Origin of the sequence: Carboxylicivirga agarovorans, assembly GCF_050589845.1 — a bacterium.
GTDB lineage: Bacteria > Bacteroidota > Bacteroidia > Bacteroidales > Marinilabiliaceae > Carboxylicivirga > Carboxylicivirga agarovorans.
Window position 1 is genome coordinate 1 of the sequence record NZ_JBNGPA010000016.1, and the last position, 17,314, is coordinate 17,314.

General features: G+C 36.1%; 15 protein-coding genes. 13 read left to right on the forward strand and 2 right to left on the reverse strand.

Features of this window, described 5'->3' with window-relative positions:
* Positions 1–178 precede the first annotated feature (178 nt).
* The 13 genes from ACRD69_RS15240 to ACRD69_RS15300 all read left to right on the forward strand — a co-directional run bounded on the left by ACRD69_RS15240 (position 179) and on the right by ACRD69_RS15300 (position 13,484).
* Positions 179–640 (forward strand): hypothetical protein, encoded by a 462-nt coding sequence (locus ACRD69_RS15240; RefSeq protein ID WP_430815967.1) that lies wholly within the window; start codon positions 179–181, stop codon positions 638–640.
* Between the two features lie 248 nt (positions 641–888).
* Positions 889–1,923: a hypothetical protein gene (locus ACRD69_RS15245; RefSeq protein ID WP_430815968.1), complete on the forward strand. Its 1,035-nt coding sequence runs from the start codon at positions 889–891 to the stop codon at positions 1,921–1,923.
* A 237-nt stretch (positions 1,924–2,160) separates the two neighbouring features.
* The gene (locus ACRD69_RS15250; protein WP_430815969.1) at positions 2,161–3,342 is read left to right on the forward strand and encodes an integrase core domain-containing protein; all 1,182 of its coding nucleotides are present in this window, start codon (positions 2,161–2,163) and stop codon (positions 3,340–3,342) included.
* A gap of 138 nt (positions 3,343–3,480) precedes the next feature.
* Positions 3,481–3,966: a hypothetical protein gene (locus ACRD69_RS15255; protein ID WP_430815970.1), complete on the forward strand. Its 486-nt coding sequence runs from the start codon at positions 3,481–3,483 to the stop codon at positions 3,964–3,966.
* Between the two features lie 312 nt (positions 3,967–4,278).
* The gene (locus ACRD69_RS15260; protein ID WP_430815971.1) at positions 4,279–5,040 is read left to right on the forward strand and encodes a hypothetical protein; all 762 of its coding nucleotides are present in this window, start codon (positions 4,279–4,281) and stop codon (positions 5,038–5,040) included.
* 197 nt (positions 5,041–5,237) lie between these two features.
* Positions 5,238–6,377 (forward strand): pyridoxal phosphate-dependent decarboxylase family protein, encoded by a 1,140-nt coding sequence (locus ACRD69_RS15265; RefSeq protein ID WP_430815972.1) that lies wholly within the window; start codon positions 5,238–5,240, stop codon positions 6,375–6,377.
* Positions 6,378–6,431: 54 nt separating this feature from the next.
* Positions 6,432–6,659 carry a hypothetical protein gene (locus ACRD69_RS15270; RefSeq protein ID WP_430815973.1) on the forward strand — a complete coding sequence of 76 codons (228 nt, stop codon included), beginning with the start codon at positions 6,432–6,434 and terminating at the stop codon, positions 6,657–6,659.
* Positions 6,646–7,491 carry a bifunctional helix-turn-helix domain-containing protein/methylated-DNA--[protein]-cysteine S-methyltransferase gene (locus tag ACRD69_RS15275; protein WP_430815974.1) on the forward strand — a complete coding sequence of 282 codons (846 nt, stop codon included), beginning with the start codon at positions 6,646–6,648 and terminating at the stop codon, positions 7,489–7,491. Before ACRD69_RS15270 ends, ACRD69_RS15275 begins: the two co-directional genes overlap by 14 nt.
* 197 nt (positions 7,492–7,688) lie before the next feature.
* Positions 7,689–8,468: a hypothetical protein gene (locus ACRD69_RS15280; RefSeq protein WP_430815975.1), complete on the forward strand. Its 780-nt coding sequence runs from the start codon at positions 7,689–7,691 to the stop codon at positions 8,466–8,468.
* A 151-nt stretch (positions 8,469–8,619) separates the two neighbouring features.
* Positions 8,620–9,105, forward strand: coding sequence for an MlaD family protein (locus ACRD69_RS15285; RefSeq protein ID WP_430815976.1), 486 nt, complete (start codon positions 8,620–8,622; stop codon positions 9,103–9,105).
* A gap of 290 nt (positions 9,106–9,395) precedes the next feature.
* Positions 9,396–9,872: a hypothetical protein gene (locus tag ACRD69_RS15290; protein ID WP_430815977.1), complete on the forward strand. Its 477-nt coding sequence runs from the start codon at positions 9,396–9,398 to the stop codon at positions 9,870–9,872.
* A gap of 183 nt (positions 9,873–10,055) precedes the next feature.
* Complete coding sequence (locus tag ACRD69_RS15295; RefSeq protein WP_430815978.1) at positions 10,056–10,547, forward strand: DUF3592 domain-containing protein; 492 nt, start codon at positions 10,056–10,058, stop codon at positions 10,545–10,547.
* A gap of 1,356 nt (positions 10,548–11,903) precedes the next feature.
* Positions 11,904–13,484: a dipeptidase gene (locus tag ACRD69_RS15300; protein ID WP_430815979.1), complete on the forward strand. Its 1,581-nt coding sequence runs from the start codon at positions 11,904–11,906 to the stop codon at positions 13,482–13,484.
* A gap of 73 nt (positions 13,485–13,557) precedes the next feature.
* Here the strand turns inward: ACRD69_RS15300 and ACRD69_RS15305 are convergent, their stop codons facing one another.
* Together ACRD69_RS15305 and ACRD69_RS15310 are read right to left on the reverse strand one after the other, a co-directional pair.
* On the reverse strand, positions 13,558–15,372 hold the full coding sequence (locus ACRD69_RS15305) for an endonuclease (protein ID WP_430815980.1): 1,815 nt from the start codon (positions 15,370–15,372) through the stop codon (positions 13,558–13,560).
* Between the two features lie 70 nt (positions 15,373–15,442).
* A complete protein-coding gene (locus ACRD69_RS15310; protein ID WP_430815981.1) occupies positions 15,443–17,305 on the reverse strand; it encodes a choice-of-anchor J domain-containing protein in 1,863 nt (620 codons plus the stop codon).
* Positions 17,306–17,314 lie beyond the last annotated feature (9 nt).

A 17,314-nucleotide genomic window follows, 5' to 3' on the forward strand; every position in this document is an offset into this window, starting at 1 on the left:
TCTCCTTAATCTTTGATTCGGCACTTTGCTTCTTCTGTTTCATTATTGAACTTTTATTGGTTGATAAATTAAGAATTCATCTCTTAACTTTTATACCAATCTGTCCAAATTAAGCTGAAGACCTACACTGAAATGCAGTTTAGGACAGAGCGTTAGAGATTCTTCTATTTTTGAAATTGTGAATGGCAATCCAATACTGAGTGAATGTTATAAAATAATACCAGACAAAGAAACCAAAATTGAAAAAGCACACAAAGGCAAGATTGAAGATTGGCTAAATACGGATTACAATCATAAATCGACAATAAAGTATTCAGAAGCATTTGGTAAAGATATTATTACGGAATTAGTTAACACTTCTGTTTTTGATACGACATTAGTCTTTGACTATAATGGTAAGAACATTAACTGCATCAGATATAAAGACAACTTTGAAATAACGAATAAACACAAGTTTTTTGCTAGTGTCAATAGTTCATTTGAAATTGTAGGTGAATCTATATATGGAAGTAAGCTTGGAATTATTTACTATACGACAACGAATAAACGTAATGGTGAAACATCCCAGTGGCAACTTGATAGAATTATAGATTATCAAGATTATATAATTGAAAAAACTGGTGCTAACACGCTGCCATAGCGCATTCGGGACTCGGAGCATTTTGGGCGGTTCAAAGCTTAGGCTACCAGCGCCAAATCGGTGATTTGGCTTTAGAAACAAAAAGTTAAAAACAAATACACCGCTTTTGGCTCCGCTCAACTTGGAAAGATTGTAAGGGTAAATTCCCTCACGACGCCATGCAGCCAAACGTTATGGGTAATAATCAAATCCACATCATGAGAGTTTTTACACTGATATTTAATCTTCTAATGATTTCACAGTTTTCAATGTCACAGAGAATTGAGAATTTGGAAGCTATTAAATTGAATACTAAATTTAGACTTGAGTTAATAGAATTAGATTCTTCTAAATATTCTTATAAAGTTATTTCCACAGAGATTTTTAATAGTGAACTTGAAACGAGTTCTGCACGAAAACTACTCGATGACTCTTTGAAGAATAATGAAATTCAAGGAATTTTTGGATTTGGTAAGTTTGGAAACACAAATAGTACATTATTATTAATAAAAAGCGGTCATGAATTTCCTATAGACTATTCCATATTAATTGATACAAAAGGCAAAGAGAAATACAAGAAGACTTCAACAATTCAATTGTATCCAAATATACCATCAATTGAAATGTGGCCACATAATATTTATTCATTAAAATTCGTAGAGTTTAGTAAGGCTGAAATCAAAGAATATCAATTGGAACAGGAGAAAATTGATACTATATGCAAAAGTGACTATGATATTGAGAGAGGGAATATTCTTTTAAATGAACAGTTAACTTTAATATTAGATCTAGTTTCTAAGCAAAAAGCGAAAGGAATTGCTAGAATTAAAGAGTATGAAGATTCCATTAAGTCTATTCCTACATCTGCCTGGGGATGGGGCGATGCACTTAATATTATAGACAGTAATAATAGATTAATTGGCACCTATATTAAGCGTAGAAAAATTGCTGAACCATTAGTTTTCGAAATAACAGAATGCCCTTATTTAGAAAGGGAAGTAGCTTATTTCTATACAAAAAAGGAAAGAAACATAAAATTTGTAGTTTTCAAATGGCGACAAAAATGGATAGAAGGATGGCAATCCAGAGACTATTATAACATTGAAAGTGATTTTAGAACTAAACATGAGTTTATTAAAAAATTCTTGAATAAAACTCTTGGTCTACCGAGTAATATTTTAGAAAATAAAAAAGGGATTAAAACAGAGTGGGCAACAGATGAAGGTGTAATTGCTGAGTTATATTTGCATATTGATCAATACTCTAGAAGTTTAAGACTAAAAATATATCTAGAAGATGAATAAAAATACCCATAACAAGCCATCATAAAGTAGCCCAAGCATTGGCGAGATTTGAAAGTGTAGCACCCGCGCGAGCAGCAGTAAAATTGAGAAAGCGAATATACCACACGCCAATCGGGCCACTTCATATGGATAAACCGTTGCCACCCATTAGGTACGTTAAAGGGACATCCTTTACAAAGTTAAAGGGACATCGTTTACACTTTTTAGGACGAAATTTGATTGAAAAATCAGATTGTTATGCCTTGGAAAGAAACGACGATTATGGAACAGAAAATGGAATTTATCTGTGAATGGCGAACACAAAAGTATAGCATCACAGAACTTTGTAAGGCCTTTGAAATATCCAGGCCAACTGCATACAAATTAATACATCGTTATGAGACTTTTGGTATTGAAGGCTTAATTGACAAGACTACCCCCCCCAAAAAACACCCTAATCAAACCAAGGATTATATTGTGAAAAGAATCCTTGATTTGAAGAGAAAACATAAACTTTGGGGAGCTAAAAAGATAAAGAAATTGTTGTTTAACGATTGTCCTGAAAAAGATATTCCAAGTGTTGTAACTGTGCATAATATTCTACGAAATCATGGCTTCGTTAAGCCGCAAAAGCGAGTTAGAAGAGTTAAACCAATTTACCCAATCTTTGACCCCAAAGAATGCAATGAAGTATGGAGTGCTGATTACAAAGGCAAGTTCAAAATGGGTAATAAGATCTACTGTCATCCTTTAACAATAGCCGACTCAAAAAGCCGATTTCTTTTTGTAGCTAAAGGTCATTACCATGAAAATTTAAAGTCAGCAAAAGCTACATTTACAAAGGTTTTTAGAACGTATGCCATACCCAAACAAATACATACAGATAATGGTAGTCCATTTGGTTCAGTGGCGGCCATTCAACGATTTACCAGGCTTTCATATTGGTTTATCGAACTCGGTATTGAGCCGGTATTTTCAGACCCGGCTCATCCAGAGCAGAATGGCAGACACGAGCGCATGCATCTCGATCTAAAGGCGGCATGCGCTAAGCCCGCATCAGCTAATCTGCGGACACAGCAACGCCGACTCAACGCATTTGTAAAAGAGTATAATCATGTACGTCCGCATGAAGCCTTGGATATGGAAACACCAGCTTCAGTGCATGATTTTTCCACACGACCATTTCCTGAACGAATACCTGATTTTGACTATGATTTAAAAATGAAAGTACTCAAAGTTACCCAGAACGGAGCGATGAGATGGGGTGCCTATCACTGGGTATATTTGACAGCATCACTGAAGGGTAAATATGTTGGTGTAATGGAAATGGGTAACGGAATTTGGAGAGTGTTTTACAGAAACGTATTTTTAGGATACTTTGACGAAAAAAACATTAGAAATAAAGAAACATCAATAAGGCTGAGTCAAAATATAGTGTAAACCCTAATGTTTAACTTTTGTAAACCATGTGCCTTTACGAACATGCAAGCAAAAATCATAAACTTGACATTAAATAAAAACGACAAGGACAAGTCCTGGTTGAAAGAATAAAATGCAGACTTAAAAAAAATTCACGACGTGCAGAAAAGTTTGAATAAACGGATTAGATATCTATTCTATAATGTTCTGAAATTAAAATACATACTTTTATTTCTCGGAACACTTTATTCTAGTTCAAACATTTACTCACAGATCGAGGGTGAATTTCAATCAAACTTTTCAATATATGGACTTTCTTCTGAGTATTTATTTATTCAATGTGATTCAACATTTATTATTGAAAGAAGAAATGAACAAATAATAAATAAGTCCGAAGGAATATGGAACTTCAAATCAGACACTTTATATCTTTTTTATCAGGACAGTTTAAATTCATTTCAAAAGTACTTTCTCTGTGACACCATTTTGAAGCTTCAAATGCCAGTTTTTACAGATTCTATTAGAGGAAAAATAGAGGAAGAACTGGGTCAAGAACTTCCAAGAAGTGATTTTAGACCGACAAATATGTATGGGGAAGAAAGAGAATATTATTTGATTAAGAGAAAGAAGTATAATTGTGAATAAAGCACATACCGCCAACACACTGCATAGCGTATTAGGGATTCGTAGCATTTTGGTAAGTCTTTAGCTTCGGCAACCAGCGCCAAATCGCTGATTTATGAACAAAGGGTTTGTTTCTTTTGGAGTTCATGATTTTCAATTGGCTTAAAAAGAAAAGTTAAAAACAAATACAACGCTTTGGCTCCGCTCAATTTGGAATGATTGTAAGGATAAAATCCCTCACGACGCCCTGCACCGGGACCGTTGTGTGTAATGCAGGTACGTTTAAGGGACATCCTTTACAATATAGTCTGCGTGAATAATAAATTGATTTAAATGAGAACCCATAATCAAATAGATAAAATACTAAAAACTAAGCGACTTGTTTTATCACCAAGTCAAGCGTTTCAACATTACTTTATAGTGCTGATTCCATTATTCCCAATGGGGCTAATGATATATAATGAGCCAGAAAGCATATATGGATTTGGAATATGGATTTTCGGCATTGTTTCAATAATCGCTTATCTAATACAGAGAAAAAGACTTCGATTTAAAGAATTTAAGGCAAATTGCAATATTGAACATTTAAAGAATTCTCTATTCAGGACAACTAATGAACTGGAATGGAAGATTGAAAAAACAAATGAAAAATATTTACAAGCATATTCAGGTGACCCATTCAATTATTATGGGGGTAATCTTATTACAATAATACCAATCGAAAAAGGCTTTTTAATTAATAGTGTTTCAGACCCTAGAAAGCGGTCTGTGCCATTTATTTCCACTTGGGACAAAGACAATATCCAGACTTTTGTGAAGCATTTAAAAGATGTTTTAAACAATAAAGAGGAGAACAAAGACTATTTGATTCCACAGAAAGAATGGACAACACAAAAGACGATTAAAAGACTATTAATCTATCCTTTCTTGCTTTTTATTGTCTTAATAAGTTTAAAGTCAATTTCCGAACCTGCAAGTGCTAAAGGTGTAAGTGCTGGTATTGCGGGACTTATATTCGGAATTGGATATTTTTTTATTGATATTAAACTAATTTTAAAGAGGAAAAAGTACAAACGCACAACACGCCGTACATAGCGCATAGCAATTCGGTGGGTTTTGGTACTACAGATTCCCGCCTCGATAGTCTCGTCCTCTCGGACGGACAATCTCAACGCAAATCTGCTACAGCGCCATGCAGCCACCGTTATAGGGCATTTGAAAAACCGCAAGAATCGGGTTTCATTACGTTTTGAGAATTAAGAATTTTGTCAAAACATTTAAAAGGAATTAATATGCAATTTGATTTTGACAATAAACAGAGAAAAGAAATACTCGAAATAGTATTTGAAAAGTTGGAGAGCTATTATAGCTCAACAAAAGATTTTCGAACCAATCCCGATTTGAATATTAATGAAATTAGAGAATCGCTTCTTACCACTGAATTAGTTAATGGAATCAAACCAGATAAAGCTATCCAACACGTAACAAATGGACTTGAAGCCTTTAGTGTTCATACACCACATCCTAAATATTTTGGTCTGTTCAATCCACGTTCTAATTATGCAGGAATTATCGCTGACCTAATCACAGCTACCTATAACCCTCAATTAGCTGCTTGGAGCCATGCCCCTTTTGCCGTTGAAGTAGAGGAGTTAATAATTAGGGAATTTGCAAATAAATTTGGATACGATAAAAATGCAGATGGTGTTTTCACAACAGGAGGAGCTGAAGCCAATCTTACAGCAATGCTCTGTGCTTTGAACCATAAATACCAAAATTTTGCTAAGGATGGAGTATTTGGTTTAGACAAAAAACCTGTTGTATTTTGTTCAGCAGAGGCTCATCACTCTATTCAAAAAGCCGCAAAAGTTGTTGGGATTGGATATAATCTTGTAAAATCAATTCCAATTACAGATGAATTAAAACTGGATACGGAGATTTTACAGCAAAAACTAAATGAACTTGACTCATCAATTTATGCGCCATTAATGATTATTGGAACTGCTGGAACTACTGGGACAGGTACAATTGACGAATTGAATCAGCTAAGTTCCATTTGCAAAAAGAACAACATTTGGTTTCATGTCGATGCAGCTTATGGAGGAGGAGCAATTTTAAGTCAGGATTTGAAGCACCAATTAATAGGTATCGAAAAGTCTGATTCTATTACTTTTGATGCTCATAAATGGATGTCGGTACCAATGGGAACAAGTATATTTTTGACATCGAGAAATGATATTCTCGGAAAAACGTTCAGAATTACAACGGAATACATGCCAAAGGAAGCTGATAAACTCACGATTACTGAACCCTTTACACATTCTATTCAATGGTCGAGAAGATTCATTGGTTTAAAAGTATATCTTTCTCTACTATTCTATGGTTGGCAGGGATATGAACAAACCATAAATCATCAGGCAAAGATGGGGTAATATTTAAAAAATCAGCTGATAGAAAATGGTTGGAAAATCAAAAATAATACAGATTTGCCAGTTGTATGCTTTGCAAAATCTGAATTTGAAACAGATTCAAATTTCCCGAAAGAAATATTGGATAAGATTTTGGCAAAAGGTAAATCATGGTTATCTGTTTATCCTATAAATGGAATACCTACTTTTAGGGCTTGTATTACAAACTATAACACTACTGAAAAGGAAATCGATGAATTGGTTGATGAACTAAATGATGAAGTAACATCCTATGTTGGACAATAAAACATACCAATATAATAAAATTGCAGAGGCTATTGCTTTTATAGATGATAACCATAAAGGACAGCCATCTTTAGACGCAATAGCTGAGCATGTTAACTTAAGTCCTTTTCATTTTCAGCGTCTATTCAAGGAATGGGTAGGAATTAGTCCAAAAAAATACTTGAAATTTATCAGCTCAAATTATGCAAAGAGTTTGCTAAGGAAAAAAGAAAGCAATCTATTTGACACTGCTTTTGAAATGGGTTTATCTGGAACAGGAAGGCTTCACGACATGTTTGTAACAATAGAGGGCATGACTCCTGGAGAATATAAATACGGTGGTTCAAGCCTGATAATCAATTATAGTTTTGCAGAAACTCCTTTTGGCGAAATCATAGTAGCAGCCACCAACAAAGGAATCTGCCATATGGCATTTAGCGAGAATAATGTATTAGCATTCGAGGAGTTACAAGCTATTTTCCCGAATGCAATATTCAATCAAAAAGTAGATAAATTTCAACAAGACGCTTTGTTTATTTTCCGTAACGACTGGACTAATCTAAATGAAATAAAATTACATTTGAAAGGAACAAAATTTCAATTGAAAGTTTGGGAAGCATTGTTATCCATTCCTTATGGAAATCTCTCTACTTATGGAGAAATAGCAGAAGCGATTCAGCATCCAAAAGCATCGAGAGCAGTGGGAACTGCAATAGGAAACAATCCGATAGCATACCTGATTCCATGCCATAGAGTAATTCAAAAATCAGGAAAATTTGGAGGCTATCATTGGAATCCGACAAGAAAGAAAGCCATAATTGGTTGGGAAGCTTCAATATTGGAAAATGAATAAAAACGCCCTATAACATTTTGTATAAGTAATGGCAGGTAAAGTGTTAAATATCAAGGCTTGTAGCCCACTCAAACTGCGTAGCGGTTTGACAGGTAAGTGTCACGCAATCTGCCACTACTCATACAATTTACCGTTGTATCTTAACGAACACATCAATTTACCAATGGTATACCAAAATATTCATTAGAGTTAAAAGAATGAAATCAATAGTAGTAGTATTAGTTTTTACTTCTGTAATACAAATAAGTAGTTTTGCAACCTTGCAAGAAACAGATATCTTAATTTGGAATTCAGACACTCTATATCTGAATAAGTCACCATTTGAAAGTCTTCCAGATGTCTACCAAAAAATAAGAGAAAAAGAGGAAGGCATAAGTTCTGGATGTTGGAATGGATTTATAGCAGAATGGATAATCATCGATAATACTTTGTACTTACAAAATATTTATAGTCATTTTACAGGAAAGAAAATAAATAGAAGAGTTGAAAAGATACTAGATAGGAAGTTTGAAAATGGGTGTTTAAAAGCGGATTGGTACTCCGGAGAATTTATAGGAGGATATGGAAGATACTTGCATTGTATGTTCTACATAGTATATGAAAAGGAAAGGCTCTTAAAATTTAATAATGGAGAACTTGAAGAAATAAAGAAATTTGATGCAAAGGATATTGAGTTTTCCATCAATGAAGATAAAGTTGAGGATTTTGTTTATAAGAATTTCGATTGGAGCATTCTTGATCCTAATAATAAATCATTACTAGGTGCGTCGATTTATATTGAAGCTAATGAATCAGGTAGTCTTGAGAAATTGGATTTTGAGTCTAGTGGTGGCTATGAAATAGATAATGAGGTTGAAAGAATTATCCGCTTAATTCCTAATTGGGGAACATACTATTGGGATGGAAAGCCTTATAGTTTTTTGGGGAGTTATTATTTTGAATTTAGTCAAGATAAAATGAAAAAATACGCCCGCTAACAAGCCATCATTAAGTAGCCCTGGCTTTGGTGGGATTTGGTAGTTCGGCTCCCGCGCCAGCTTTGGCAAAAACAAGAAAGCGAATATACCATACGCAAACCGGGTCACTTCATATGGCCAAACCGTTAACCATTAAAATCCCAGACTAATAATGAATAACCTAAAAATATTTTTAGCACTTTTAGTACTTGGTATTTCATCTTGTACGCCCAAACAAACTATTACTATAGAATTTGAAGAATTGCATGGACTCTCAGTTGATGCAGATGTGCTGTTTAAAGGAGTTAAAATTGGTAATGTTGACAAAGTTGAAATTACACAAGACGGAAGTTTACTAGTTGATATTGGTATTTCAAAAGAAATAACACTACCTGAGAAGGTTGAATTTGTTTTGTTCTCACAGAATATTTTTGGAACTAAAGCAATTGGTATTAACGAAAAACCAGACATTGAACCGATTGTATTGACTGAAATACAGCAAGGAATTATTGAAGATTCGAGTATTGTAAATACATTTATGACAATTGGTAAAGACCTAATCGAGATTACAGAAGGTGACCTAAATAAGAAAGACTCTTTATTAAAAGAATTGAAGAAGATTGAAGAACGAATTGAGAAACTAGAACAAGATAAATAACGGTTACCAACACGCTGCAATAGCCCATTCGGGAGTCGTAGCTTTTTGGTAAGTCCTTGATTTCGGCAACCAACGCCAAATCGCTGATTTATGAACAAAGGGTTTGTTTCTTTTGGAGTTCATGATTTTCAATTGGCTTAAAATGAAAAATTAAAACAGATACAACGCTTTGGCTCAGCTCAACTTGGAAAGTCTGTAAGGTTAAAATACCTCACGACGCCATACGGCCAACAGTTGACAGTATTATAGACGCACATAACGTAACAGATTATTAATATTAAATTTCAAATATGACTTCAATCAACTCCAATTTTAAAAACCTAAAACGACTCAATTTCACTTATCAAGCAGTAGGAATACTTGGCGTCATAGGAATATTATGGTTTCCAATATTTTCGTGGTTGGGTCTGCTTTCAATTATAACTTTGGTAACATTTTATATTCTAATATTAAAATTTAAGAACAAAGTTATTTCAGTTGAAATTGATGAAGAGAATAACTCTTTATTATTCACATTTTATACAAAAAAGACTAAATCCTTTCATATTGACCAGATAACTTATAAAGCCTCTCCAGGACAAGTCGCTTTATATTCAAACAAGAAAAAGGTCGTTAATATTGAAAAATATACCTGGACGAATTGGGAGCTAACATCTAAATTCGTGATTGAGAAATGCGAAAGAAATAATTATAAAAATGAGTTTAAGGAATTGACTTCTGAGATAATTAAGGAGGAAGTTGTGGATTATCACTCAAATAATGTATAAAATACTACTGCCAACATGCCGCACATAATGCATAGCAGGCAGCAGTGTGCTTTGGGTGGGCAGATTCCCGCCTCGATTGTCTGTCCTTCCGAACGGACAATCAGTACCGAAAATCTGCTACCGCATCATGCACAAACCGTTGTGCCTAATGCTATGTGGGTATTATTTTAGTTTTAAGATAGTATGGATAGAGTTTTAGAAATAATTAATAGCCCATATTCCAATATTTTTACTGGACTACTTGCTATTTTAACATTATCAAGACTTATTAAAAACGCATTTATAAATGTAAAAAAAGCTAAGGCATGTAGATATTGGCCAACAACAGATGGGATAATTTTAAGTTCCAGGGTTACTAGTTATAAGGACAAAGAGAATACGAAAATGTATCAACTTGACTTTAAATACACGTACCAAGTTAATGGTATAATATATACTTCGAATAGTAGATATCTAGATGAAGAAAATAGTCAAAGTTGGATTGGGAAATTACAAGATTTTGTAGATAACAATAAACCCCAGCAACAAATCCCAGTCTATTTCGATCCTGAAAATCCCAGTACATCAGTAGTACTAAACAAAACGAAATTCAGATATCATTTAATACTTATAGCCTATGCTCTATTTGCTTTATTTAGTCTTGCTATCCTGATTAATGGAGTCATTAGATTATAAAATAAAGAATAAAAGCATATAGGCACAACACGCTGCAATAACGCAAAAGGGGTTCGTTTTAATTTGAAGTAGCTCAGCACTATCAATCAACGCCAAATCTTTGATTTATGAACAAAGTGTTTGTTTCTATAGGTGTTCATGATTTTCAATTGGCTTTAGAAGTGAAAAATAAAAACAAATAAAAGATTTGGCTCACTAGAGTTTTGGTAGGTTTGGTTCGTTAAATCGCCATACGCTTTATCTAGCCACAGTTGTGGGTAAGCTTTATTCTAATTTGTCTGTATCACTGCTACACACTATGTCTTTCTGCTTCTTCTGTTATCAATACACTCAACACCTGAATCCCGGAATAAATGAGCGGGATACTCTTCGACTCTTTGCAGATAAGGTCCGACATGAATTCTTTACTCATCATAAAAAAAGCTATATTTTTTTAGACATCCAAGTGATGCTGCGGACTTATTTGTTTACTACTAAACTGAGTCGCATTGAATTCCTGGCTCAGACAGCTTATCAATATAAATTTATAATATGAAATTTGAATCGTTCAGGGGTACATGGCTTAAGGGTGCAATAGATCGATTTCAACAATTAGACAATTTACAATTCGAAGATTCAAGAGTTTATCAGTTAACAAGTCTTCAATCAGGTACCAGACCAAAGGTTTTGAAAACCTTAAGGTCTTTCTGAACAACTCAGAGCTTAGCCCTAAACCTTAAATTCTGCAATACCAGCATACTAGTTACAGTTCAAGCCCGTCAGGGCTGATGGCAGGTGGTTAAGGCTACCAGCGGCTTCAGGACATTGACTGTCACTACACAATGATCCATGATGCTGCTTCACTATTCCTGGAGCTAGTTTGAACAATTTATCAGCTCGACAGTAAGACAATTCGACTCCCGATAGCCACCCTTTGTTTAATATAATTTATTCAATTAGCTCCTGTTTTATTCAATCCAGTACACTATTTTACCATGATTTCACCCCCAATTGGCTTCGGTATTTCTTCGAGGCTTCTTCGGTATTTGTTCGGGTCAGCTTCGGATCAACCTCGCCGGCAGCGAGGTTGATCCGAAGCGAACCCCTGTATGCCCCTTGGACAGTACCTTTCAGGCTTTTGGTTAAAAGGAACAAATTTTAAGGGGAAGAAACCCGAAAAATAAAGAGGTGTAGCGCATTATGTTATATACAAAACCTGTAAACATCTTTTTTTTGTTGAAACATAGTAGCATTGCGAAGTAGAATTTTGATAAGGTAATAATCCTGTCACAACTATTCGAAATGATAAAAGACCTTAAATCAAGCTATGACCTCATTCATTTTTATATTTTTGTACATCTCGAAAAAAAATTGCCAATGAATATTAGAATAGCTTTTGCCCTGATGCTGATAGGAACAACACAGTGGCTGACCGCTCAAATTAAGGCCGACTGGGAAGGCGGCGTACCAGAAGGATGTACAACCATTACCGTAGGAAAACAAGCCAGTTTTGATGGCTCGGTGATGACCTCCCACACCGATGACAGCCACCGTACACGATCATGGATGAATATTATTCCGGCCGGTAAACACGGAAGACGTGATAAGGTAACCATGTATTCACGTGAAAAAGATGACACGCGTAAAATGCCGGCATACAAACATACACCTGTGGGCAGTATTCCTCAGGTTCGTAATACCTATGGCTATATCAACTCGGCCTATCCTTGTATGAATACCAAACAGCTTGCCATTGGTGAATCAACTTTTGGTGGTCGCGAATCACTGGTTTCTGAAGAAGGTTTAATTGATTGTCAGCGTTTGATACAATTGATGCTTGAACGATGCACCACAGCTCGCGAAGCCATTCTATTAACAGATGAACTAACGAAAGAGTATGGCTACAGAGACTGGGGTGAGTGCCTGACCATTGCTGATAAAAAAGAGGTTTGGCATCTTGAAATAGTTGGCCCTGGAAAAGGAAAAACAGGTGCCATTTGGGTCGCACAACGTGTGCCCGACAACCATGTTAGTGTCAACGCCAATGCCGCTCGTATTTTAGAGGTGGACACTGCTGATGCCAATAACTTCCTGTACTCCGATAACCTGTTTGACTTAGCCAGGGACAGTGCCTGGTGGAATCCTGAAGAAGAAGCTTTTAAATTTGCTTACGCTTATGCACCTGAAGGACGTGAGTCAATGGCAGCTCGTCGTCGCGAATGGCGTGCTCTAAGCATGATGGCTCCTTCGTTGGACCTGGATCCTGAAGCGACAGATTATCCGTTCTCGGTTAAACCCGATGATAAGGTGACACTGGAGAAAATGATCGAGGTGTTTAAGGATTATTACGAACACACGCCATATGATATGGTTGGCCACCTGAAAAAAGTGACAGAAGAAGGCGATACCATCCCTCATCCATATGCCAATCCGTTTATGCCTTACGATAAATACGACCTTCACAATATACATGGCGGTTGGGGCAAATTGGGCGAACGCACCATTGCCCGTTGGTACACCATGTATGGCACCATTACTCAAAGCCGCGATTGGCTGCCTGATGAAATTGGCGGTTTGGTATGGATGGCACAAGATAATATTGCCACCTCGGTTTATATCCCAATCTATTGCAGTGTAAGTGATTTACCTGAATCCTATAAGGCTCCGGGACGTAATGGATTTAGCCGCAAATCTGCCTGGTGGGCATTTAACCGCATGAGTACATTGGCAGGACTAAGGTGGAATGATGCTCGTCACGATGTGGATAAGGTACTATTACCATTGCAAAAAGAAATATTTGCGAAGCAGAAAGAAACTGAACTGGCAGCCATGAGCATGGGTAAAAAGCAAACGATAGCTCATTTAACCCGCTACACCATTAATTGGGGTAATCGTGTTGTTAATACAGCCTGGCAGTTGGGCGATGATCTTTGGACCAAATACGATGAGAAGTTTTAAACGAGTCTGAGAATAATATAAGAAAAGGCTGCCTCGAATGAAGCAGCCTTTTTTATTGTGCCATCAATCTTACTTATTGAATGACTATCTTTTTATTGGTAACAAATGCCCCTGTTTGAACAGTAACAAAATAAATTCCTTTACTGTAGGCCGATACGTTTACTTCTGTTTTACTACCATCATTCATTGCATTGTGAGCTTTAGAATAAACTACTTTACCCGAAAGTTCAACAATTGAAACAGTATATTCATTCAATCTCTCTGCCTCCACCAATTCAATTGTGATCTGATTCTCTGCAGGGATCGGATATACTTTTAGGCCAAAATCAAGGCTTGTTAATTCGTCATCGATATCCGTTGGAGAATTGATCGTATGGAGTCCTAAATTGGAAATTGTTCCACTCGACTTACTATCCCACTCACTCATGCTAAAAGTGGTGTTTGGACCAGTTACAGATGCTTTACGGATCAATGTAACGTTTTCGCCAAACTTAGCAGTACTATTAAAAGTTCCAATAACATCGATCAGGCTACCATTTTTAAATAGGCCAACCGGGTCATTTCCATTAAATGATATTGTCCAGTAACTGGAAGGCACCACATAATCGGCAACAGCTTTTATTGTTGCGCTGGCATCATTATGACACACAACATATACACTTCCATTGGCCAGGCTGCCGGAAAGCGTTAGTTCATCTTTCCATTCGCCTGCTCCGTTGGTTTGCTTCATAATAGAATAGGCAGACAAGTTAACAGCATCACCAGTATAATTAGCTATTTCAACAGCTTTATCGTAGCTCGAACCTTCAACATACTCTGAAAAGAATAACTCATTAGAACCGCCGCCTCCGGCACTGACAAGGGTAGCACTTACAATATTACTAGCAGCACTGTTACCATCATCGTTGAACGCAATGACATAGTAATAATAGTTTGTACCTTCAACAACAGATTGATCAACATATTGCAGCACATCTGCCAGAGGAGTTTCAACTATCGAATAATTAACATTATCGGTTGACCTGTAGATCTTATAGCCTGTTTCATTGGCTACGTTGGTCCATGACAATGTAATTTCTGACTCATTGGCCTGAATAGAAGCACTTGGTGCCAGAGGACCCGATGAAAAGTTTACAAATGCCCGTTCTACAAGTTCCGGATAATCTATATAAGGGTTTCTGTTTCCCTGAAAAGTTTCTATATCGTCGTTACGCTTAATCTCTTCAGCATCCACAGGGTCTGCAAGGTGCCACTGGTACAAGGTTTCCAGGTTACCGACGGTTGAAATATCACCAACTGTAGATGCATACATCGTATAGAAATAAAATACGGCTCTTGCACAATTACCCTTATGGTCTTCACGAGGTTCGAATTGAGAACTTGCATACTCGCTGTAAAAGTCGATATCGCTAGTTGGTATAGTTGACGAGGAAGTTGCCAAATACATCCAATTGGTCGTTTGATCATCATTTATTTCTGCAAATGGGTGATTTGATCGAACGGAGTTCCAGTTTCCATAGGTTGGAAATAAGTGGTGAATATCCGATTTCATTGGTTCGGCCGAACCAAAAAAACTTTGTGGTACGGTATGCTCACAGTTTATTGGTTGCGGGTTTGTACTTGTATTGCTTGACGACCAGGATTTTTCATAGCCAGAATACACACAAGTTATTGTGTTATCTGTATTATCAATGGTCTGATACATTTTAAGTCGGGCTGTTGAATAACCAAGCTCGGTATGTTTACCATTATACCAGTTAGTTTTTAGCCATAGCTTTAACTCCTCCCCGTTGATATCGCTTGGTGGCTCCTGAGCGAATAATAATGTAGATAATCCACAAAACAGTATTATGGAAAGTAATTTTTTTGGTGTAAAGTTTCTAAACATAGCATGCGGTTTAGGTAAAAAAAAGTCCCTACCAGGTAGGCAGAGACTCCTTTTTTATTTAGAGTAAAAATTAGTTTTCAGGTGTTATATCTTCTATGAAATCAAATTCAGGATTTGGTCCTGACTTGGTGCACTTAAACTTATAAGTATAGAAATTAGACGATAAATCATTTTCGTAGGTCTTAAACTCTACTTCATAATATACATCTACTCCACCAACCTGAGTTGTCGCTTCCGGATATTTAGCTTTTAACATCTCGATAATACCTTCTGGCAAACGATCCCAAATAACTTCTAAAGCTTCCTCTTCTGATAGATCTTCAAAAGTTTTACCTTCTATTCCGGTAGGGATATCATACTTGGTACGGTTCTTAATTCTTAGATCGAAGTTAGTATATCTGCCGCTGGCACCATAGTAATATTCACCATCAGAATATGGGGCATAATCTTCACTGATATTATCTCTTACATAGTCTACAACTAATTGATAATCTGATTTACCCATTGTAAATGCAATAGTTGGATCAAAAACCCATGTTGTTCCATTGTGTACAAACTGGTTTGTAACGGTTACAAATGGTCCGCTTGATTCTGAAGACCACATTCCTTCAGTAAACATATACTTACTAACTTTGAATCCTGTGCTGCCGCTGTAGTAATACTTATAACCTACAAACTGAACATCACCTTCCTGAGCATAAGGATATTTACTTTGTAAGTAAGTTGGTAAATAATTTTCAGGTTCATCAGAAGTACTGAAATTATGGTATTTACCAGGAGAACCAAACATTTCATATTCAGAATATGAAATAATTTGACTGTCATCTAATACAGTCCATTCTCCACCATTGTACTCATAAAATATCTCGCGCGTATCATATTCGCCTGAAATACCTTTCTCAAATACGTTAATATCATTTAATCTCCAACGCAAAGCGGCATCAGCTGAACAAACATATTTAAATGCGATAAAACAAGTTTGTCCTTCATAAGCCGAGATGTCAACCATTTCAGATAAAACATAATCATGATTTGTACCTTCTGGCTTCGTTGTTACCACAATTTCTTCCCAGGTTGCAGCATTAACATCACCACTGTAATCTGTTGAAATCAGAATTGCAATATCATCCCATGATGTCAAATAGTTAACGTATTGGTTGATCTGGAAAGTAACTCCTTCCGAATCAGACAAGTCAATTTCTGAAGACACTAACCAGTCTTCGCATGCACCTTTACCATAACCACTGGCTTCAGCTACAAAATCACCGTAACGTTCTCCGGCAAACCACAGATCTTCACCTGCAATATTGAATGAAGTAAACTCACCTAAGGTTTCATCGTCAAAAGTTTCAGTGAATACAGCTTTATAACCAATCTGTGGCTCTTCAAAATAGTATTTGTAATTTGCACGAACGATATCTCCTTCTTCAGGGCTCTCAATTCCTGCAGCTAAAATAGCCGGCAGGTATGTTTCAGCTTCGTAACCTGGATAAAATCCTTCTCCTGCAGCCACTACACCTTCCTCAACAAGGGCATAATCATCCTTAGATAATCTGTATTGCTCTGCTCCTTCCAAAACCATCAAGTCTTCTGGTTTATCCATTGAATTATATTCAACGTTTGCAACCGAGTTTTTCCCTAATGCAATATAGTTGGCATGCAGCACATACTTCATATAGTCTAAATCAGTATACTTTTGGTTAAAAGACATATCTGACTCTACAGCCTTTGCATAGGCTGTATCCTCAGCATTTGTTGCATCTTTTAATGCTTGTTTACTAACAGTCTTATAGTCATCAGCCGTCATCATAAATTCAACAGCCTCATTATATGGCTCTCTTGCTTTGTCTAAGTCAGTATAGACATCATCCATTGGATCACATGCATAAAGAAGCACCAACAGAACAGGTATATATTTTAATATCTTTTTCATTTCAATATT